We start from the raw sequence: 17,758 nt of genomic DNA, 5'->3' as shown, positions 1-17,758 counted from the left end.
CCACCAGAGGTTTCAAGCCGCAAGCGGTGGAACTTCCGCTTTCCTCGCGCGTTTCCGGCGCGGAAAACGGGGGATGCGCCATGCATGACATATCGGGAAAACCGGCCGAACGGCGGCTCTTGCGGGGCAGTCTCGACATCGAAAAGGACCTTTCGGAGGGCGCGCCCCGCCGCTACGGGCTGGACATTGCCGCCGCCTGGGCGGCCATCGGCATTTTCGCGATCATGGCCATGGCCGTCGTCTATCTCATGGCGCCGATCCTCATCCCGCTGTCGCTGGCGGTCGTCACGGGCCTCATCTTCGGCGTGGCGGCGGAAAAGCTCACCGACCTCGGCATTCCCCCGCTGCCGACCGCGCTGCTCCTGGCCGGCGCCTTCGGCTTCGGGGTCTTCTTCATCGCCGGCCTGCTTGCCGACCCCATCACCCAGCTTGCCGCCAACGCGCCCGACCTGGTGCGCGGGGCGTATGATCGCATCACGCCGCTCTTTTCCCGCCTCGGCTGGCTGAACATCAGCCCGCAGACCTTCGAGAGCGGCCAGATGTCGATGGAGAAGGTGCTGGAGAACACCGGCAGCATCCTTGGCATCCTTTCGGCCAGCCTCACCCCCGCCCTGCTGCAGGGCATGATCTTCTTCGCCGCGCTGGTGCTCTTCCTCTCCGCGCGGCTGAAGCTGCGCCAGATGCTCATCATGGCCTTCCCGCGCCGCGGCCAGCGGCTCGCCGCCATCCGCGTCATGAACGCCATCGACAGCGCGCTCGGCTATTATTTCGCCACCGCGGCGCTGGTCTATGGCGCGCTCGGCGTCGTCACCGCCCTCATCACCTGGGGCGGCGGGCTGGCCATGCCCGTGCTCTGGGGGCTGTTCGCCTTCCTCTCCTCGTTCGTGCCCTTCCTCGGCGTGACGCTGATGACCATCGCGCTCGCCACCGCCGGCCTTCTCACGCACGAGACGCTGGTGATGGGCCTCCTGCCGGCGCTCGCCTTCTTCCTCGTGCACCTGGCCATGGAAAACCTCGTCATGCCGGCCGTGATGGGCAAGCGGCTGGAGGTCAACGCCTTCATCATCTTCACCGCCATCATCTTCTGGACCTGGATGTGGGGCGCGGCCGGCGCCATGCTCGCCCTGCCCCTCTCCATCATCGGCATGACCATCGCCGACGAGCTGCGCCCTGCCAAGCGCAAGGCCCGCCGCAGCCTGCCCGGCTGACAAACCGCCGCACCCTCGCCAGCCCGCTTGCGTATGAACATTATACATTATATGAAAATGTATAATGTTTTGGGCAACGGCTGGAAGGGATCCCCGCGTGAGCACGACCAGACCGCCCGGCGGCGCCGGGACCATGCCGCCGCAGGCCATGGAGGCGCGGGCGGCGGAGGTCGCAGGCCTGCTGAAGACGCTCGCCCACCCGGCCCGGCTGATGCTGGTCTGCACCCTGGTCGAGGGCGAATTCTTCGTCGGCGACCTCGAACGGCGGCTCGGCATCCACCAGCCGACGCTCTCCCAGCAGCTCAACGTGCTGCGCGAGGCCGGCATCGTCGAGACGCGCCGCAAGGGCAAGCAGATCTTCTACCGCCTCACCGCCGAAAAGGCCGCAAGGCTCGTCGGCGCGCTCTACACGATCTTCTGCACGGACGGGGAAAGCCCATGACCGCCTATCTTCCCGCCCTTCTCGGCGGCATGCTGATCGGCCTTGCCGCCGCGCTGCTGCTCGTCCTCAACGGCCGCGTCGCCGGCATCAGCGGCATTGTCGGCCGGCTCGCGGAGGGGAGCAATGTCGCCGTCAACGCCGCCTTCGTCGCCGGCCTCCTTCTCGGCCCCGTCCTCTACCGCGGCCTTGCCGGCGGCTGGCCGGCCGTCACCATCGCCGCACCGCTGCCGCTCATCGCCGCCGCCGGCCTCCTCGTCGGCTTCGGCACGCGCATGGGCTGCGGCTGCACCAGCGGCCACGGCGTCGTCGGCCTTGCCCGGCTTTCGCCGCGCTCCTTCGCCGCCGTCGCCAGCTTCCTCGTTGCCGGCGTTTTCGCCGTCGCGCTCCTGCGGAGTTCCGGCCTGTGACCCGTTCCCTCCCGCAAATCCTGTCCGCGCTCGGCTGCGGCGCGCTCTTCGGCCTCGGCCTTGCCCTTTCCGGCATGCTGGACCCCGCGCGCGTGCAGGGTTTCCTCGACCTTGCCGGCGCCTGGGATCCAAGCCTTGCCTTCGTGCTCGGCGGCGCCGTCGCCGTCATGGCGCTCGGCCTCGTCCTTGTGCGCCGCCTGGCACGCCCGGCCTTCGCGGAGGGCTTCCACCTGCCCGACACCCGCCCCGTCGACCGCAGACTGATCCTCGGCTCGGCGCTGTTCGGCCTCGGCTGGGGGCTTGGCGGCTTCTGCCCCGGCCCGGCGCTGGCCGCCCTTTCGCTCGGCCGGGCAGAACCCCTCCTCTTCGTCGCCTGCATGGTGGCGGGCATGGTGCTGCACGACCGGCTTTTCGCCCGCCGGGCGGGCTGAGCGCTTGATGCGGGCCGCCGGGCTCTCTATCTCTCTGGTCCCGCCTACCGATTTGCCGGAGTGATCCCTTGCCCGTCTTCAAAAACCTGCCCGCCGCCCCCGTCGCCGCCAAGAAGCCGGTCTCCGATACCCGCCACGGCATCACCCGCACCGACGACTATGCCTGGTTCCGCGACGAGAACTGGCAGGCGATGTTCAAGGACCCCTCGATCCTGCAGCCGGAGATCCGCGCGCATCTGGAGGCGGAGAATGCCTATATGACGGCCGCGATGGCCGATACGGAGGCGCTGCAGAAGGTGCTGTTTGCCGAGATGCGCGGCCGCATCAAGGAGGACGACAGCTCCGTGCCCGTGAAGGACGGCCCCTTCGCCTACGGCACCGCCTATGTCACCGGCGGCGAGCAGCCGCGCTATTTCCGCGAGCCGCGCGAGGGCGGCGAACGGACCATCCTGCTCGACGGCGACAAGGAGGCGGCGGGCAAGGACTATTTCCGCCTGTCCGGCATCCATCACTCCACCGACCATTCGCTCGGCATCTGGGGCTATGACGACAAGGGCTCGGAATATTTCACGCTGAAGGTGCGCGACCTTGCGACCGGCGAGGACCGCAGCGACGACCTCGCCAATACCGGCGGCGACGGCGTCTGGGCGCCGGATGCCAAGAGCTTCTTCTACACCGCGCTTGACGAGAACCACCGCCCGTCGAGGATCTTCCACCACATCCTCGGCGAGCGGCAGGAGAACGACCGCCTCGTCTACGAGGAGAAGGATGCCGGCTTCTTCATGTCGGTCGGCGGCTCGCTGATCGACGACTTCATCTATATCGACATCCACGACCACGAGACGAGCGAATACCGCCTGCTCTCCACCAAGGACCTCCTCGCCAACCCGGTCGTCGTCGCGCCGCGCCAGACGGGGCTCGAATATTCGATGACCGAGGGCGGCGACGTCTTCTACATCCTCACCAATGCCGACGGCGCCAAGGACTTCAAGATCATGCAGACGCCGGTGACGGCGCCGGGCCGGGAGAACTGGACGGAGGTCGTGCCGCACCGGCCGGGCACGCTGATCCTCAACCACATGGCGTTTGCCCGCCACCTCGTCTGGCTGGAGCGCCACGAGGGCCTGCCGCGCATCGTCGTGCGCGACCGGGAAAGCGGCGAGGAGCACGCTATCGCCTTTGCCGAGGAGGCCTATTCGCTCGGCCTTTCCGGCGCGGCGGAATACGACACCGACGTCATCCGCTTCTCCTATTCCTCGATGACGACGCCCTCGCAGCTCTTCGACTACAACATGGCAACGCGCGAGCGCACGCTCCTGAAGACGCAGGAAGTGCCCTCCGGCCACACGATCGAGGACTACGTCACCCGCCGCGTCTTCGCGCCGGCCCCGGACGGCGAGGGCGTGCCGGTCACCCTGCTCTACCGCAAGGATACGCCGCTCGACGGCTCGGCGCCCTGCCTGCTCTACGGCTACGGCGCCTACGGCATCACGATCCCCGCCGCGTTCAACACCAATTGCCTGTCGCTGGTCGACCGCGGCTTCGTCTATGCCATCGCCCATATCCGCGGCGGCAAGGACAAGGGCTTTGCCTGGTACGAAAACGGCAAGATGGACAGGAAGACCAATACCTTCAAGGACTTCATCGCCGCGGCCGATTATCTGAACGAGGAGAAGTTCACGTCCTACGCGAAGATCGTCGCCGAGGGCGGCTCGGCCGGCGGCATGCTGATGGGGGCGGTCGCCAACATGGCGCCGGAAAAGTTCGGCGGCATCATCGCCGCCGTGCCCTTCGTCGACGTGCTCAACACCATGCTGGACGACACGCTGCCGCTGACCCCGCCGGAATGGCCGGAATGGGGCAACCCGATCGAGAGCAGGGATTTCTACCAGCTGATGGCCAGCTACTCGCCCTACGACAACGTGGACGCCAAGCCCTACCCCGCCATCCTCGCGCTTTCCGGCCTCACCGACCCGCGCGTCACCTACTGGGAGCCCACCAAATGGGTGGCCCGGCTGCGCGAAAAGACGACCGGCACCGAACCGATCCTCCTCAAGACCAACATGGGCGCCGGCCACGGCGGCGCCTCGGGCCGCTTCCAGCGCCTGGAGGAGATCGCCTTCGAATATGCCTTCGCGATCAAGGTGGCGGGGAAGATGTGATCCCGTCCCGCGGGCGGGCCAGCCTAGCCCGCGGGATGCCTCATGCAGGGTCGATCATGCTCACCACGCGGGCGGCGATCTCATCTGTCGTGTAACTGTCCAGCGTTTCGACGAAGCGGGCGGTCCTGTTCTTCACCCGCTCGACGATATCCAGCCCGCGTACCTGGTTGCAAAGCGCAACGCCCGTCGTCCTGTGGCCTGAAATGTTCACCGCCAAGCCGGCCCTACGGGCGAATGCACCGCCCGTCGTGATGGGAACGACGAGGCACATGCCGACGGCGTTGATCTCGCGGGGCGTGATCACCACGCAGCGATGTTCGTCCTTCATCTCGTTCCCGACGACCGGGTTCAGGTCGACGATGAACACATCACCACGCTTCGGGATGTTGCTGCGGACCATCAGAATGTTTCATTGCCGACACGGGAACCGCCCTGCCAGGCAGCGGCCTGCTTGTTCAGGTCGGCCATTTCGTCAGCTCCTTCCAGAAGCTGTGCCAGCGTGTATCGCTTGCGGGGCTGGGCCGGCGTCGCGATGAGCGAGCCGTTGTCGACGGTCAAGGTCAGTTCCGTGCCGACTTCGGCACCGAGCATCTTCAGAAGCGCAGGCGGAATGCTGAAGACGGTCGCACCGCCTTGCCGACGGATTTTCGCTGTATTGCTCATGCAGGGCATCTCCGAGTATGTGCTACGAAAATAGCACATACTCGGCCCACCGCAAGAGCAGGGTGCCTCGCCCCTACCGGAACGCCCCCACACAGGCCTGCAGATCGCTCAGCATGGCGCTGGACCCCTTCAGGCTCGTCCGCACGTCGCCGATGCGGATGTGGTTGCCCCGCTTCAGCGCGTCGATCACCGAGCGGTCGCGGCCGAGATCGTAGGCGATCTCCTGGCGGCCGTAGGCCTTGCCCTTGATGTCGTAGCCCTCGCCGTCGTCGATCCAGTATCGCGCATCGCTCGTGTAGTCGTCGCGGTAGTCGTAGGCCGTGTCTTGGAAGCCGAACGTGACGTGGCCGTCGTCGTACCAGCGGAAGGCGGCGTGGCGCCCGCCCTCGCCACGGCGCGTGGCGCGGCAGTTCAGGAAGCGGCGGTCGCCGGAGAAGTCGGCGACGACCTCCCAGCCGCCGACCGTGCGCACGGCGCGGTAGGGGTCGGCGTCCTTGCCGTAGCCGTCGTCATGGCCGGAGGCGGCGGTTTCGCCATAGGCGTTCGTCTCGTGGCTCACGGCACCGCCCGCCGCCGCATAATCGTCCGCCTTCACACCCAGGGCGGCATCACTGCTCCCCGCATGCTCGTCCTCCGGGAAGTCGCGCAGCGCGGCGCGGTACTTGTCGTAAAGGCCGAGGCGGCGCACGTCGACGAAGTCGAACTCGTAGTCCTCCAGCGCGCGCACGCTGTTGTCGCGCAGGCGCACGAGGCCGCGTACGCGCAGGCACCCGTCGCCGCATTCCACCTCGTCGACATATTCGCGGGCCCTGTCGTCCGGCGTCTTGATCGCGACGCCGAGGCTGTGGCGGCGCTCCTCGTTGATCGCGCGGAACATCAGGGATTGCGCGTAGCCGCGACGATCCTCGTCGAAATAGTCGTAGATCGCGCGTTCCTCGCTGGGGCTGAGATCGTCCCGGCTCCCGACATAGATGCGCCGCTCGGGAATGCTCGCCGCGGTGATGACGTTGCGCAGCCGCTCGTGCGAATAGACGGTCGTGAAGTAGGAGAGATAGTCGCAGCCTTCCGGCGGATACCAGAAGCGCACGTCGATCAGCACCAGCTGGCCGTCCTTGTAGATGTCGGAGAGCCGGCGGTCCTGCGCGTAATCGCCGAAGGTGATGCGCCCGCAGGGATCGCGCCGGTCGTTGGAGACCGTCAGATAGGGCATCTCGCCGCCATCCTCGTGGTCGCGGGAAAAGCGGCCGGCGAGAAGGTCGATCTTGCGCTTGGCGACATAGGCGAAGACGCCCTCGGGATAGCGGCCGAGATAGCGGTCGTAGGCCTCGCGGTTGTCGGCGAGCGCGGCGAATTCGTAGAAGGCGATCTCGGCCTCGTCGACGTCGTCCTTCGGGCTCAGGGCGAACTTGCCGTAGTCGGCATCGCTCTGCCAGGTCTCCTGCCGGCCCTTGCTGCGCTCCTTGACGATCTCGCTCACCTTGCGGAAGGCCTCCTCCAGCACGATGCCGGGAATGCTGATCGCATCGACGAAGGCCGAGGCGAAGGGGCTGATCGGCGTTCCCTCGTAGTCGTAGGCGGTGCCGGGCGCGGCGGCATAGGCATAGTGCACGTCCCCGGCGTCCTTCGGCTCGGCAAGCCCGTCCGGGATGTCGCGCAGCGTGAGGAACGGGTTTTCATGCGCCGCGTCGAAGAGCACGACCTTGAGGCCCTTGCCGAGCCCGCGCAGCGTCTTCGTGATCTCGGAGACGGGCAGCGAGCGGTTGCGCAGGCCCGTCACGGTGCGGCCGGAGGCATCGACCGGCAGCAGGAAATTGTCGCCGTCGATCTGCACCGCATAGCCGGAGAAATAGACGAAGAGCACCGGGTCCTCCGCCTTCTCCGCCAGCCGCGTGAAATTGTTGAGCGCGGAGAGCATGCCGAGATGGTCGGCATCGGTGACGCGCGTCACGTCGAACTCCACCCGCTCCAGCGCCTCGCCGACGAGGTCGATGTCGTTGAGCGGATTTTCCAGCGGCTCGGCGTCCTCGTATTCGGCATTGCCGATGAGGAGCGCGTAGCGTTCGGCGGCGACGGCGGCCGGCGCGACGAAGAGAAGAAGACAGGCGGCAAGCGCCGCGACCCACCGATGGACATTCCGCTGCACGATACCCTCCCGAGACACGGTCCCGGCTCGCCGGCAACCGGACATTCGCTCACCAATGCATGCCTGAAGAAGGGGACGGACGGTGCCGCCCGCTTATTCAGAAGGCCGTGAAATTCCATGCCGGCCGGCGACGGGCGTCAGGAGCCGGCGCAGGCCGCCGCCAGCTTGTCTATCGCCGCCTTCGACCCCGTGAGGGGGAAGGCGAGCGGCTCGAATGTCGTCGCCGGATAGGCGATGGTCAGCGCCCTGCCGGCCTTGAGGCGGTCGACCAGCGGGCCGGTTATCGGGAATTCGCTGACCATCGCGCCGTCCATCGCCTCGAAATGCGCCGGCCGGTCGAAGGCCTCGCCATCGACGGAAAGGCGCAGCGGGCTGGAGAAGTCCCCGCCGTCGCCCGGCGGGAAATCCAGCGCCGCGGCAGCGAGGAACCGCAGGCTGAGCCGGTCTTCCGGGCCGCATTTCAGGAAGAGGTTGCTTTCCCGCGCCCCGGCCCCCACGCAGACCGAGGCCACCATGACAGGCCCCTCCTCCTCCTCGGAAATGCCGGCGTTCCAGGCGCCGCAGGTTTCCGCGAAGGCAACGGACGGGAACAGCAAAAGGACGGCGAGCGCACGCATCTGTAGAACCCCGACTGTTGAACCGGCATGGCTTTCCCGGACGCTAGCACCGCGCAAAGGGGCCGGCAAGCGAGCGCCCCGCCGCCGGCCCTTTCAATCCGGCCGCTTGTCGCTACCTATAGGGAAACGAGACAAGAACGCCGCAAGAGGATGCCATGAGCAACGCCACCAACCCGCAGCACGGCGACGACGGCAGGCCCGTTGCCTTCGACAACAGCTATGCGCGCCTGCCGGACGTCTTCTTCGCCCCGGTCGATCCGAGCCCGGTGGAAGCGCCGCGGCTCGTCGCGTTCAACCGGGCGCTTGCCGGGGAGCTCGGCCTCGATGCGGATGCGCTGGAGCGGCACGGCGCGGGTTACTTCTCCGGCAACGTGGCGCTGCCCGGTTCGCTGCCGCTCGCCATGGCCTATGCCGGCCACCAGTTCGGCCAGTTCGTGCCGCAGCTCGGCGACGGGCGGGCCATCCTCCTCGGCGAGGTGATCGACCGCGACGGCCGGCGGCGCGACATCCAGCTGAAGGGTGCCGGCCAGACGCCCTATTCGCGCCGCGGCGACGGGCGGGCGGCGCTCGGGCCGGTGCTGCGCGAATATATCGTCAGCGAGGCCATGCATGCGCTCGGCATTCCGACGACGCGGGCGCTGGCGGCCGTCGCCACAGGCCAGCCGGTCTATCGCGACCGCGTGCTGCCCGGCGCCGTCTTCACCCGCGTCGCCGCCAGCCATATCCGTGTCGGCACCTTCCAGTTCTTCGCCGCGCGCGGCGACACGGACAATGTGCGCGTGCTCGCCGACCATGTCATCGACCGGCACTATCCGGCGCTGAAGGGCGCGGAGCAGCCCTATCTCGCGCTGCTGGACGCCGTCGCCGACCGGCAGGCCTCGCTGATCGCCCGATGGCTCGGCGTCGGCTTCATCCACGGCGTGATGAACACCGACAACATGACGATCTCGGGCGAGACGATCGATTTCGGCCCCTGCGCCTTCATGGACCGCTACGACCCGCGCACCGTCTATTCCTCCATCGACCGCAACGGGCGCTATGCCTTCGGCAACCAGCCGATGATCGGCCAGTGGAACATCGCGCGTCTCGCCGAGGCGCTGCTTGCCCTTCTTTCCGACGACCAGGACAAGGCGGTGGAGATGGCGAATGCGGCGGTCGGCCGCTTCATGGAGCGCTTCCAGGCGCATTGGATGGCGGTGATCCGGGCGAAGATCGGCCTTGGCGCGGACGAGGAGGACGACGACCAGGGCCTGATCCGCGACCTGCTCGTGACGCTCTACGAGCAGAAGGCCGACTATACGCTCGCCTTCCGGCGCCTTGCGGATGCGGCCGAAGGCGCGGCGGCGGACGACGCGCTGCAAGACCTCCTCGAAACGCCCGGCGCGCTCACGCCCTGGCTTGCCCTCTGGCGCGCGCGGCTGGCGCGGCAAGCCGGGACGGCCGAGGCGCGCGCTACGGCGATGCGCCGCGTCAATCCCGCCTTCATCCCGCGCAACCACAAGGTCGAGGAGGCGCTGGCGGCGGCGGTCGACCATGGCGATTTCTCGCTGTTTACCGCGCTGAACGACGTGCTGGCGCGGCCCTACGAGGACCAGCCGGCCTTCGCCGCCTATGCCGTGCCGCCGAAGCCCGGCGAGGAGATCACCGCGACCTTCTGCGGGACGTGAGGGGCGCAAACTACACCCTTTTTCCGGCGCCTCCCGCCTTGTGCGCCGGGCATCGCCTATGGAAGGAAACCGTTGCCCTATCCCCTTCTCCCCCGCGGGGAGAAGGTGCCGGCAGGCGGATGAGGGGGATGGCGAAGGCGCAAACGATCCGTCCGAGCCACCCCCTCATCCGACCCTTCGGGCCACCTTCTCCCCGCGGGGGAGAGGGAAGAGCGGTGATGCCGCATTCCCTATGCGGTAGCCCTGCCGCTTGCGGGGAGAGGGTTAGGGTGAGGGGCAAGCTCCCTGGCAAAGGCCTCGCCCCAAAAACATGAGTGGAATAGTATAATTTCTCCCTCCCCTTTTCCCGGGATTGAAGCGCCACGGTTCTGCCCTAATTTCTCCGTCGTCCCTCCTTGAGCCGGACGTCTTGTCGGCCTCCTCCCCGGCCGGCAGCACCAACGGAGATCCCCATGTTGCTCACGCTGACCGCCGCCCTCATCGCCATCATCGGATTGGTGCTGACGGGCGGAGGCGGGTGGCTGCTGTCGCTCGGCGGCAGCCCCTACTATCTCGTCACCGGCCTTGCCTTCCTCGTCACGGCCGTGCTGCTCCTGCGCCGCTCCGGCGCGGCGCTCTGGCTTTATGCCCTCGTCATCCTCGGTTCGCTCGGCTGGGCGATCTGGGAGGTCGGTTTCGACTGGTGGCAGCTCGGCCCGCGCGGCGGCGTCATCGTGCTCCTCGGCCTGTGGCTGATGCTGCCGGCCATCCGCCGCCCGCTCGGCTTTTCCAGCCCCACCGGCACGCCCTACCCGGCCTCGGCCCTGCCGCTCGCCGTTGCCGTCCTCGTCTCCATCGGCGTTGCCGGCTTTGCGATGACGCAGGACCCGCACGACGTGGCCGGCAGCCTGCCGACCGACGTCGCCAACGCCACGCCCGCCCTCGGCGGCAACGTGCCGGCCGGCGAATGGCACCAGTATGGCCGCACGCCATACGGCCAGCGCTACTCGCCGCTCGACCAGATCAACACCGACAATGTCGGCACGCTCAAGGTCGCCTGGCAATACCAGACCGGCGACGTGAAGCTGCCGGACGATGTCGGCGAGACCACCTACCAGGTGACGCCGCTCAAGATCGGCGACACGCTCTACATGTGCACGCCGCACAACTGGGCGATCGCGCTCGACGCGGCGACCGGCAAGGAGAAATGGAAGTACGATTCCAACTCCGGCATGAACCCGGACCGCCAGCACCAGACCTGCCGCGGCGTGACCTACTATGCCGATCCGGCCGCGACCGCCGGCGCCACCTGCGCCGCCCGCGTCTACCTGCCGACCTCGGACGCCCGGCTGATCGCGCTCGACGCGGCGACCGGCGACGTCTGCACGAGCTTTGCCGAGAACGGCGTGCTGCAGCTCGAACAGGGCATGCCCTACAACCCGGCCGGCTACTACTATTCCACCTCGCCGCCCGTCATCACCGACGGAAAGATCATCATCGGCGGCGCGGTGAACGACAATTACTCGACCCACTCGCAGTCGGGCGTCATCCGCGCCTTCGACGTCAATACCGGCGCCCTCGTCTGGAACTGGGATTCCGGCAATCCCGACGTCACGACGCCGCTGCCCGAGGGGCAGGTCTATACGGTGAACTCGCCGAATTCCTGGTCCGTCTTCAGCTATGACGACGCGCTCGGCCTCGTCTATATCCCGCTCGGCAACCGCGTGCCCGACCAGCTCGGCATGGGCCGCAGCGAGCATGTGGAAAAATACTCGTCCTCCATCGTCGCGCTCGACATCAAGACGGGCGCGGTGCGCTGGGTGCGCCAGACGGTGCACCACGACCTGTGGGACATGGACGTGCCGGCCCAGCCGGCGCTGATCGACATCACGAAGGACGGCGCCACCATCCCCGCCCTCGTCGGCCCGACCAAGCAGGGCGACATCTACGTGCTCGACCGGCGCACCGGCGAGCCGATCATCCCCGTCAAGGAGATACCGGCGCCGACCGGGGCGATCCCGGAAGATTTCACGGCGCCAACCCAGCCGATTTCCGACCTCACCTTCTCGCCGCCGCCGCTGACGGAAAAGAACATGTGGGGCGTGACGATGTTCGACCAGCTCGCCTGCCGCATCGATTTCCTGTCGTTGAAATACGAGGGCCGCTACACGCCGCCCTCGCTGCAGGGCACGCTCGTCTATCCCGGCAATTTCGGCACGTTCAACTGGGGCTCCGTCGCGGTCGATCCGGAACGGCAGGTGATGTTCGGCATGCCGACCTACCTCGCCTTCACCTCCCGCCTCGTGCCGCGTGACCAGATCCCGCCGAAGGGCCAGGACGAGAAGGGCTCCGAACAGGGCCTCAACCGCAACGAGGGCGCGCCCTACGGCGTCTTCATGGGCCCGTTCCTCGGCCCGCTCGGCATTCCCTGCCAGGCGCCGCCATGGGGCTATGTCGCCGGCGCGAACCTTGCCACCGGCGAGATCGCCTGGAAGCACAAGAACGGCACGGTCATGGACATGACGCCGCTGCCGCTGCCCTTCAAGGTCGGCGTGCCGGGCATCGGCGGCCCCATCATCACCAAGGGCGGCGTCGCCTTCCTCGGCGCGGCGGTGGACGACTACCTGCGCGCCTACGACCTGACGAGCGGCCGCCAGCTGTGGGAAGCCCGCCTTCCGGCCGGCGGCCAGGCCACGCCGATGACCTACACGGTCGGCGACAAGCAATATGTGCTGATCGTCGCCGGCGGCCACGGCTCGGTCGGCACCAAGCCGGGCGACTACGTCATCGCCTATACGCTGCCGTAGCGGGGCGCCGTACCGACCCCCCTCTGCCCTGCCGGCCGTCTCCCCCTCAAGGGGGGAGATCGGATGGGGCGCGGTTTCGCCCATCTCCAACGGCTCGATATGAGCGAAGGTCCCGCCACCTGCCGATCTCCCCCCTTGAGGGCAGGCGAATTGCATATGGATGAGGCGGCGCGTCTTGCCCCTTCTCCCCGCGGGGAGAAGGTCGCGGCAGCGGGATGAGGGGGTGGCGAAGACGTCAGACGGTGTGCAAGCCCCCTCATCCGGCCCTTCGGGCCACCTTCTCCCCGCGGGGGAGAAGGGGAAAGCAGCAGCGTGCTGTCATAGGCAATTCGCCTACCCTTGAGGGGGAGATGCCCGGCAGGGCAGAGGGGGGTGGCGCGGAGGAAGATAGCGCCCGGCAAAAGGGCGATCATTGCGGGGTTGCCTCCCCATCCCGCCTTTCCCATGATGCAGCCCTCCAAAAATCCTCCCCGGGAGATTCGCCATGAAAGACGACTGGCGGCTGATCGCCGCGCCGGTGAAGATCATCCTTGCCAATTACTGGCGGTCCTCGCGCGGCCTGCTGGCGCTCGTCTCGGTCATCGTCTTCCTCTCGGCGATCGCCTCCATCGCCGCGCCCTATCTCTTCTCGCGCCTCATCGACGCCATGACCGCCGACCGGATGGCCGAGATGCTGGCGGCCGGCCTCGTCGTCTATGCGCTGCTCATCGGCATGGCCGCGGCCCTGCAGCACATGGTGCAGTACCTCTCCTACATGAGCGCGGAGAACCTGAGCTTCATCGCCAGCACCAGCCTGTTCGAGCGGCTGTTGAAGAAAGAGGCCGCCTTCTTCGCCGAGCACAACCCGGCCGAGATCGAAAGTGCCGGCCAGCGCGGCCAGGGCGCGATGATGACGCTGGTGCAGCTCGCCCTCATCGTCTTCACTCCCGGCGTCACGCAGATCACGCTGGCGATCGCCATGCTGGGGGCGACGATCGACATCGAGGTCGCGCTGATCGTCGTCGCCTATGGCGGCGGCTTCATCGCGCTGACGGCCATCGCCAACCACCGCACGCGAAAATATCTCGACGCGGCCGTCGAGGCCGGGCAGGAGAACGCCAAGTTCATCGGCAACGCCATGACGGCCATGGAGACGCTGCGCCATTTCGGCAGCCACGGCTGGATGCAGGCGCGCTTTGCCGGAAAGGCCGGCGAGGAGCGCGACAGCTGGGCGGCCTTCTGCCGCCGGCGCATCGGCTATTCGTCGTTGATGGGCGCCGGGCTCGCCGTGCAGTTCGTCGTCACCTTCCTCCTGCTGTTGCCGCGCTACCGGGCGGGCGATCTCAGCGTCGGCGACATCGTGCTGTTCAACACGCTGCTGCTGCAGCTCAACCAGCCCTTCGAGATGATCGGCCATGCGCTCGACAACGTGGTGCGCGCCCGCGCCTCGCTGCTGCCGCTCGCGCGCATCTGGGCCGCCCCCGAGGAGCCGGACACGGGCACATCGGGCGGCTTTTCGCCGAAGGCCGGCCGCCTCGCCTTCGAGGATGTCTCCTACGCCCACGAAAACGGCCGCGGCGTCGAGAAGATCGGCTTTGCCGCGACGCGCGGGCGCATCACCTATCTCGTCGGCGAGACGGGCTCCGGCAAGTCGACCCTGCTGCGCCTCGCGCTGAAATCCATCCGCCCCGCCGCGGGGCGCATCACCGTCGACGGCATCGATCTTGACGGCGTCCGCCAGCGCGACTGGTACGGCGCCGTCGGCATCGTGCCGCAGGACGCGGTGCTGCTCAACGACACGCTCGCCGTCAACATCGTGCTCGGCCGCGCCTTCGACGCGGAGCGGTTGCGGCGCGCGGCGGAAAAAGCGGCGATCCTCGCCTTCATCGACGGCCTGCCGGACGGGTTCGAGACAAGGGTCGGCGAACGGGGCATGAAGCTTTCCGGCGGCGAGCGGCAGCGCATCGCCATCGCCCGCGCGCTCTATGCCGATCCGCAGTTCCTCTTCCTCGACGAGGCGAGCTCGGCGCTGGACGAGGCGACGGAGGCGGGAATCATGCAGCATATCCGCGGCCTTGCCGGCGACGTGACCATCCTTGCCGTCACCCACCGCAGAAGCGTGATCGCGCCTCAGGACCATGTCGTGCGGCTCGGCGCGGGCCGCATCGAAAGCGACGTGTAAAGGACGGCAAGGCTCGCAAAAGCTGCAACCGGTACTGGTTCGCGCGACGCACGCTCAAGGGGCCCTCCATGAAGATCGACGGCAGCATGCTTTCCGCCTACACCTACGGCAGGCCGCGCACGACGAGCGGGGAAAGCCTTAACGACGGCACGGGCGGCGGCACGGCAGGGCGCGACATCCCGACCGTCAGCCCCACGGCGCCGATCCCCTCCGGCCTTGCCAATGCGCTGTGGTTGACCCAGGCCAAGCTCGACAAGGCCGAGACGGAGAGCGCCAACCTGACGTCCGAATTCCTGGAGCTCTCCAGGATGACGCCGGCCGAGCGGCTGCGCAAGGAAATGCTGGAGGCCCTCGGCCTCACGGAGGAGAGCCTGGCGCAGCTTCCCGAGGAGGAACGCTCGGCGATCGAGGAAGACATCCGCCGCGCCATCAAGGAGCAGCTCGGCATCGACGACACCCGGCAGGCAGGCACGGCGGAAGGGCAATCCGCGGCCGGCACGGAGGAAGCGGGGGCCTGAGCGCCCCCGCTTTCATCCCGCTTTTTGCACACGCCGACGAAACCCGATTGACAAACGGCGCGATTTCGAGAATATCGCGCCCATGATCAAGAACATGCACATCGCCGCGACGTATTTTTGGCTGTTCCGATAAGGAGCGGCTGTTCGATCATGTCAACAAGCCGCCATCAGGCGGCTTTGTTGTTTCTGGCACCTGATGGCACAAAACCCCAGGAGCCCGAAATGCAGAATACCGTCATCAAACTCGACCCCGCCGCCCTCGATCGCCCGCCGATGCTGACCATCCGCGCCGCGCGCCCGGGCGACCTGCAGCAGATCCTCGACATGATCGCCCTGCATGCCGAATGCCACGGCGACACGGCGAAGGTCTCCGCCGCCGATCTCGACCGCGATCTCTTCGGCGCCCATCCCTGGATCACCGCGCTCGTCGCCGAAGCCGGCGGCCGGCTGATCGGCTACGCCCTTCTCGTGCCGATGTACCGCGCGCTGGAAGGCCTGCGCGGCATGGAGCTGCACCAGATCTTCGTGCGCAAGGACCATCGCGGCCACGGCATCGGCCGCCACCTCGTCTCCCGCGCCCGCGAGCACGCCCGCATCGCCGGCTGCGGCTACCTCTCGGTGAGCGCGGCGACCGGCAATTTCGGCGCCCACCGCTTCTACGAGCAGATGAACTTCCGGGCTGGCCCGGTCACCGGGATGCGCTATGTCCAGTCCCTGGGCTGACAATAGGTTGAGGAGGACATCGACATGGCGAAGCGACTGGCCATCGTGCTGACCGAGGGCTACGCCGACTGGGAATGCGGGCTGCTGATGGCGACGGCGCGGGGCGACTGCGGGGCCGAGACCGTGGTCCTGACACCCGGCGGCGCGGACGTGACCTCGCTTGGCGGCGTCTCCATAAGGCCCGCCGGCAGGGCGGAGGACGCCGCGCCCGCCGATTTCGACGTGCTGGTGCTGTGCGGCGGCACGATCTGGCAATCCGGCCAAGCGCCCGACCTTTCGGCTCCGGTCGCGCGCTTCGTTTCGGCGGGCAAGCCGGTCGCCGCCATCTGCGATGCGACGCTGGCGCTCGGCCGCCTCGGCCTGCTCGACGACCGGGCGCATACCGGCAACTATCGCGGACAGCTGGCTGAGGTCGTACCCGGCTACCGCGGCGCCGCGCTCTACCGCGACCAGCCGCAGGCCGTCAGCGACCGCGCCGTCATCACCGCCTCGGGCGCGGCCCCCGTCTCCTTCGCGCGGGAAATCCTCGACGCCATCGGCCTCGGCTCCGCCGACCTGTCCGGCTATCTCGCGATGTATGGCGACGAGCACCGCAAGGCGCCGGCGTGACGGCATGATCGCCCCTCCTCCGTCGTGCGCGGCACGTCTCCACTTCGGGCGCGGAGGCGTCACGGCCCCCTCTCCTCCGTCATGCTCGGCCTTGAGCCGAGCATCCACGCTCCGGGTGAGGCCTGGATCCTCGGGTCAAGCCCGAGGATGACGACAGTGGGTGGGGTAAGGTGGGCTGACGCTGCGAAACTGGGTATTGCCCCCGCACCCCGCCTCAATGCGCCGGGATCGCCTTCAGGTAGGCCGCGATCGCCTCGCGGTCCTCCTTGGGCAGCAGCGCCATGTTCTTCTGCACCGACACCATGGCGCCGCCGACGCTGTCGAATTCCGGCGTGAAGCCGGTTTCGAGATAGCTGGCGATGTCGCCCGCGCTCCAGCTGCCGAAGCCGCCCTCGGCCGGGGTGATGTTGGGCACGCGCCCCTCGCCTTCCGGGTTCGGCCCGCCGGCCAGCCAAAGATCCGTCTTGAGCCCGCCGAGGACGTCGCGCGGCGTGTGGCACTCGCCGCAATGGCCCGGCCCTTCCACGAGATACTGGCCGCGCCTGACGGTCTCGTCGGCGCTCGCGAGCGCCACCCGCGGCGCCTCGTCGAGATAGAGGAACTTCCAGCCGCCGAGCGCGAGACGCATGTTGAACGGGAACGGCAGGTCGTGGCCGGGCGCCACATTGCCGCTCTTCGGCAGGGTCTTCAGGTAGCCGTAGAGGTCGGCTATGTCCTTCACCGTCATGCGCGCATAGGAGGCATAGGGGAAGGACGGGTAGAGGTGCTCGCCGTCGCGGCCGGTGCCGCGCTTCATGGCATCGCCGAACTCCGCCAGCGTCCAGGCGCCGATGCCGGCCGTCTCGTCGGGCGAGATGTTCGGCGCGTGGAAGGTACCGAACGGGCTCTTCAGCGCAAGGCCGCCCGCCAGCACCAGCTTCTGGTCGTCCGCCGCGCCCGGCGCGGCATGACAGCTCGTACAGCCGCCGGCATGGAAGATGCGCTCGCCGTTCGCCAGGTCCGGCTCGCCCGCCGCGGCCCAAGTCTCGGCCGGCAGCCGCTCCGGCGCGGTGATGAAGAGGAAGGCGCCGGTGCCGATCGCGCCCAGCACGACGATCCCGCCGAGAAGTTTCTTGAGTGCCATGAGAATTGCCTCTCGCCAGCCGCGCGAGCCCCGCCACCGCGGCATCCGGACATGGATTGCCGCCCCGGCGATCGCCGGGGCGGTCTGCGTTCGTTTCG

At 67.9% G+C, this 17,758-nt stretch carries 16 protein-coding genes; 11 read left to right on the top strand and 5 right to left on the bottom strand.

Features of this window, described 5'->3' with window-relative positions:
* Positions 1–80: 80 nt before the first annotated feature.
* From AABF56_RS02870 to AABF56_RS02850, 5 genes are all read left to right on the top strand, one after another.
* Complete coding sequence (locus AABF56_RS02870; RefSeq protein ID WP_244769921.1) at positions 81–1,208, top strand: AI-2E family transporter; 1,128 nt, start codon at positions 81–83, stop codon at positions 1,206–1,208.
* A 133-nt stretch (positions 1,209–1,341) separates the two neighbouring features.
* Entirely contained in the window at positions 1,342–1,650 is a 309-nt protein-coding gene (gene bigR / locus AABF56_RS02865; RefSeq protein WP_272807423.1) for a sulfite-sensing transcriptional repressor BigR, read from the top strand.
* On the top strand, positions 1,647–2,057 hold the full coding sequence (locus AABF56_RS02860) for a YeeE/YedE family protein (protein ID WP_244769920.1): 411 nt from the start codon (positions 1,647–1,649) through the stop codon (positions 2,055–2,057). Before bigR ends, AABF56_RS02860 begins: the two co-directional genes overlap by 4 nt.
* Positions 2,054–2,488: a DUF6691 family protein gene (locus AABF56_RS02855; protein WP_272804855.1), complete on the top strand. Its 435-nt coding sequence runs from the start codon at positions 2,054–2,056 to the stop codon at positions 2,486–2,488. Before AABF56_RS02860 ends, AABF56_RS02855 begins: the two co-directional genes overlap by 4 nt.
* A gap of 68 nt (positions 2,489–2,556) precedes the next feature.
* Positions 2,557–4,650: a S9 family peptidase gene (locus AABF56_RS02850; RefSeq protein ID WP_272804854.1), complete on the top strand. Its 2,094-nt coding sequence runs from the start codon at positions 2,557–2,559 to the stop codon at positions 4,648–4,650.
* A 40-nt stretch (positions 4,651–4,690) separates the two neighbouring features.
* Here AABF56_RS02850 and AABF56_RS02845 read toward each other — a convergent pair whose 3' ends face one another.
* The 4 genes from AABF56_RS02845 to AABF56_RS02830 form a co-directional block, all read right to left on the bottom strand.
* Positions 4,691–5,050, bottom strand: a complete 360-nt coding sequence (locus AABF56_RS02845) for a type II toxin-antitoxin system PemK/MazF family toxin (protein WP_244769917.1) — start codon at positions 5,048–5,050, stop codon at positions 4,691–4,693.
* Entirely contained in the window at positions 5,050–5,313 is a 264-nt protein-coding gene (locus AABF56_RS02840) for an AbrB/MazE/SpoVT family DNA-binding domain-containing protein (RefSeq protein ID WP_244769916.1), read from the bottom strand. Before AABF56_RS02840 ends, AABF56_RS02845 begins: the two co-directional genes overlap by 1 nt.
* Before the next feature lie 73 nt (positions 5,314–5,386).
* Positions 5,387–7,456, bottom strand: a complete 2,070-nt coding sequence (locus tag AABF56_RS02835) for a caspase family protein (RefSeq protein ID WP_272804853.1) — start codon at positions 7,454–7,456, stop codon at positions 5,387–5,389.
* Positions 7,457–7,593: 137 nt separating this feature from the next.
* Complete coding sequence (locus AABF56_RS02830; protein ID WP_272804852.1) at positions 7,594–8,073, bottom strand: hypothetical protein; 480 nt, start codon at positions 8,071–8,073, stop codon at positions 7,594–7,596.
* 155 nt (positions 8,074–8,228) lie between these two features.
* On the opposite strand from AABF56_RS02830, the gene AABF56_RS02825 reads away from it, so the two are divergent.
* The 6 genes from AABF56_RS02825 (at position 8,229) to AABF56_RS02800 (ending at position 16,537) form a co-directional block, all read left to right on the top strand.
* Positions 8,229–9,740 carry a protein adenylyltransferase SelO gene (locus AABF56_RS02825; RefSeq protein WP_272804851.1) on the top strand — a complete coding sequence of 504 codons (1,512 nt, stop codon included), beginning with the start codon at positions 8,229–8,231 and terminating at the stop codon, positions 9,738–9,740.
* A gap of 452 nt (positions 9,741–10,192) precedes the next feature.
* The gene (locus AABF56_RS02820; RefSeq protein ID WP_272804850.1) at positions 10,193–12,526 is read left to right on the top strand and encodes a glucose/quinate/shikimate family membrane-bound PQQ-dependent dehydrogenase; all 2,334 of its coding nucleotides are present in this window, start codon (positions 10,193–10,195) and stop codon (positions 12,524–12,526) included.
* A gap of 484 nt (positions 12,527–13,010) precedes the next feature.
* Entirely contained in the window at positions 13,011–14,687 is a 1,677-nt protein-coding gene (locus AABF56_RS02815; RefSeq protein WP_272804849.1) for an ABC transporter ATP-binding protein, read from the top strand.
* Between the two features lie 68 nt (positions 14,688–14,755).
* Positions 14,756–15,205, top strand: a complete 450-nt coding sequence (locus AABF56_RS02810; RefSeq protein WP_272804848.1) for a hypothetical protein — start codon at positions 14,756–14,758, stop codon at positions 15,203–15,205.
* A gap of 222 nt (positions 15,206–15,427) precedes the next feature.
* Positions 15,428–15,928: a GNAT family N-acetyltransferase gene (locus tag AABF56_RS02805; protein ID WP_244769909.1), complete on the top strand. Its 501-nt coding sequence runs from the start codon at positions 15,428–15,430 to the stop codon at positions 15,926–15,928.
* Positions 15,929–15,952: 24 nt separating this feature from the next.
* Positions 15,953–16,537 (top strand): DJ-1/PfpI family protein, encoded by a 585-nt coding sequence (locus tag AABF56_RS02800; protein ID WP_272804847.1) that lies wholly within the window; start codon positions 15,953–15,955, stop codon positions 16,535–16,537.
* A gap of 214 nt (positions 16,538–16,751) precedes the next feature.
* Here AABF56_RS02800 and AABF56_RS02795 read toward each other — a convergent pair whose 3' ends face one another.
* A complete protein-coding gene (locus tag AABF56_RS02795) occupies positions 16,752–17,666 on the bottom strand; it encodes a c-type cytochrome (RefSeq protein ID WP_443021146.1) in 915 nt (304 codons plus the stop codon).
* Positions 17,667–17,758: the final 92 nt, after the last annotated feature.

Origin of the sequence: Shinella sp. WSC3-e, assembly GCF_945994535.1 — a bacterium.
In the GTDB taxonomy this organism is placed as follows: domain Bacteria; phylum Pseudomonadota; class Alphaproteobacteria; order Rhizobiales; family Rhizobiaceae; genus Shinella; species Shinella yambaruensis.
Note: the sequence above shows the minus strand (reverse complement) of the source record. Positions and strands in the feature narration are given on the sequence as shown.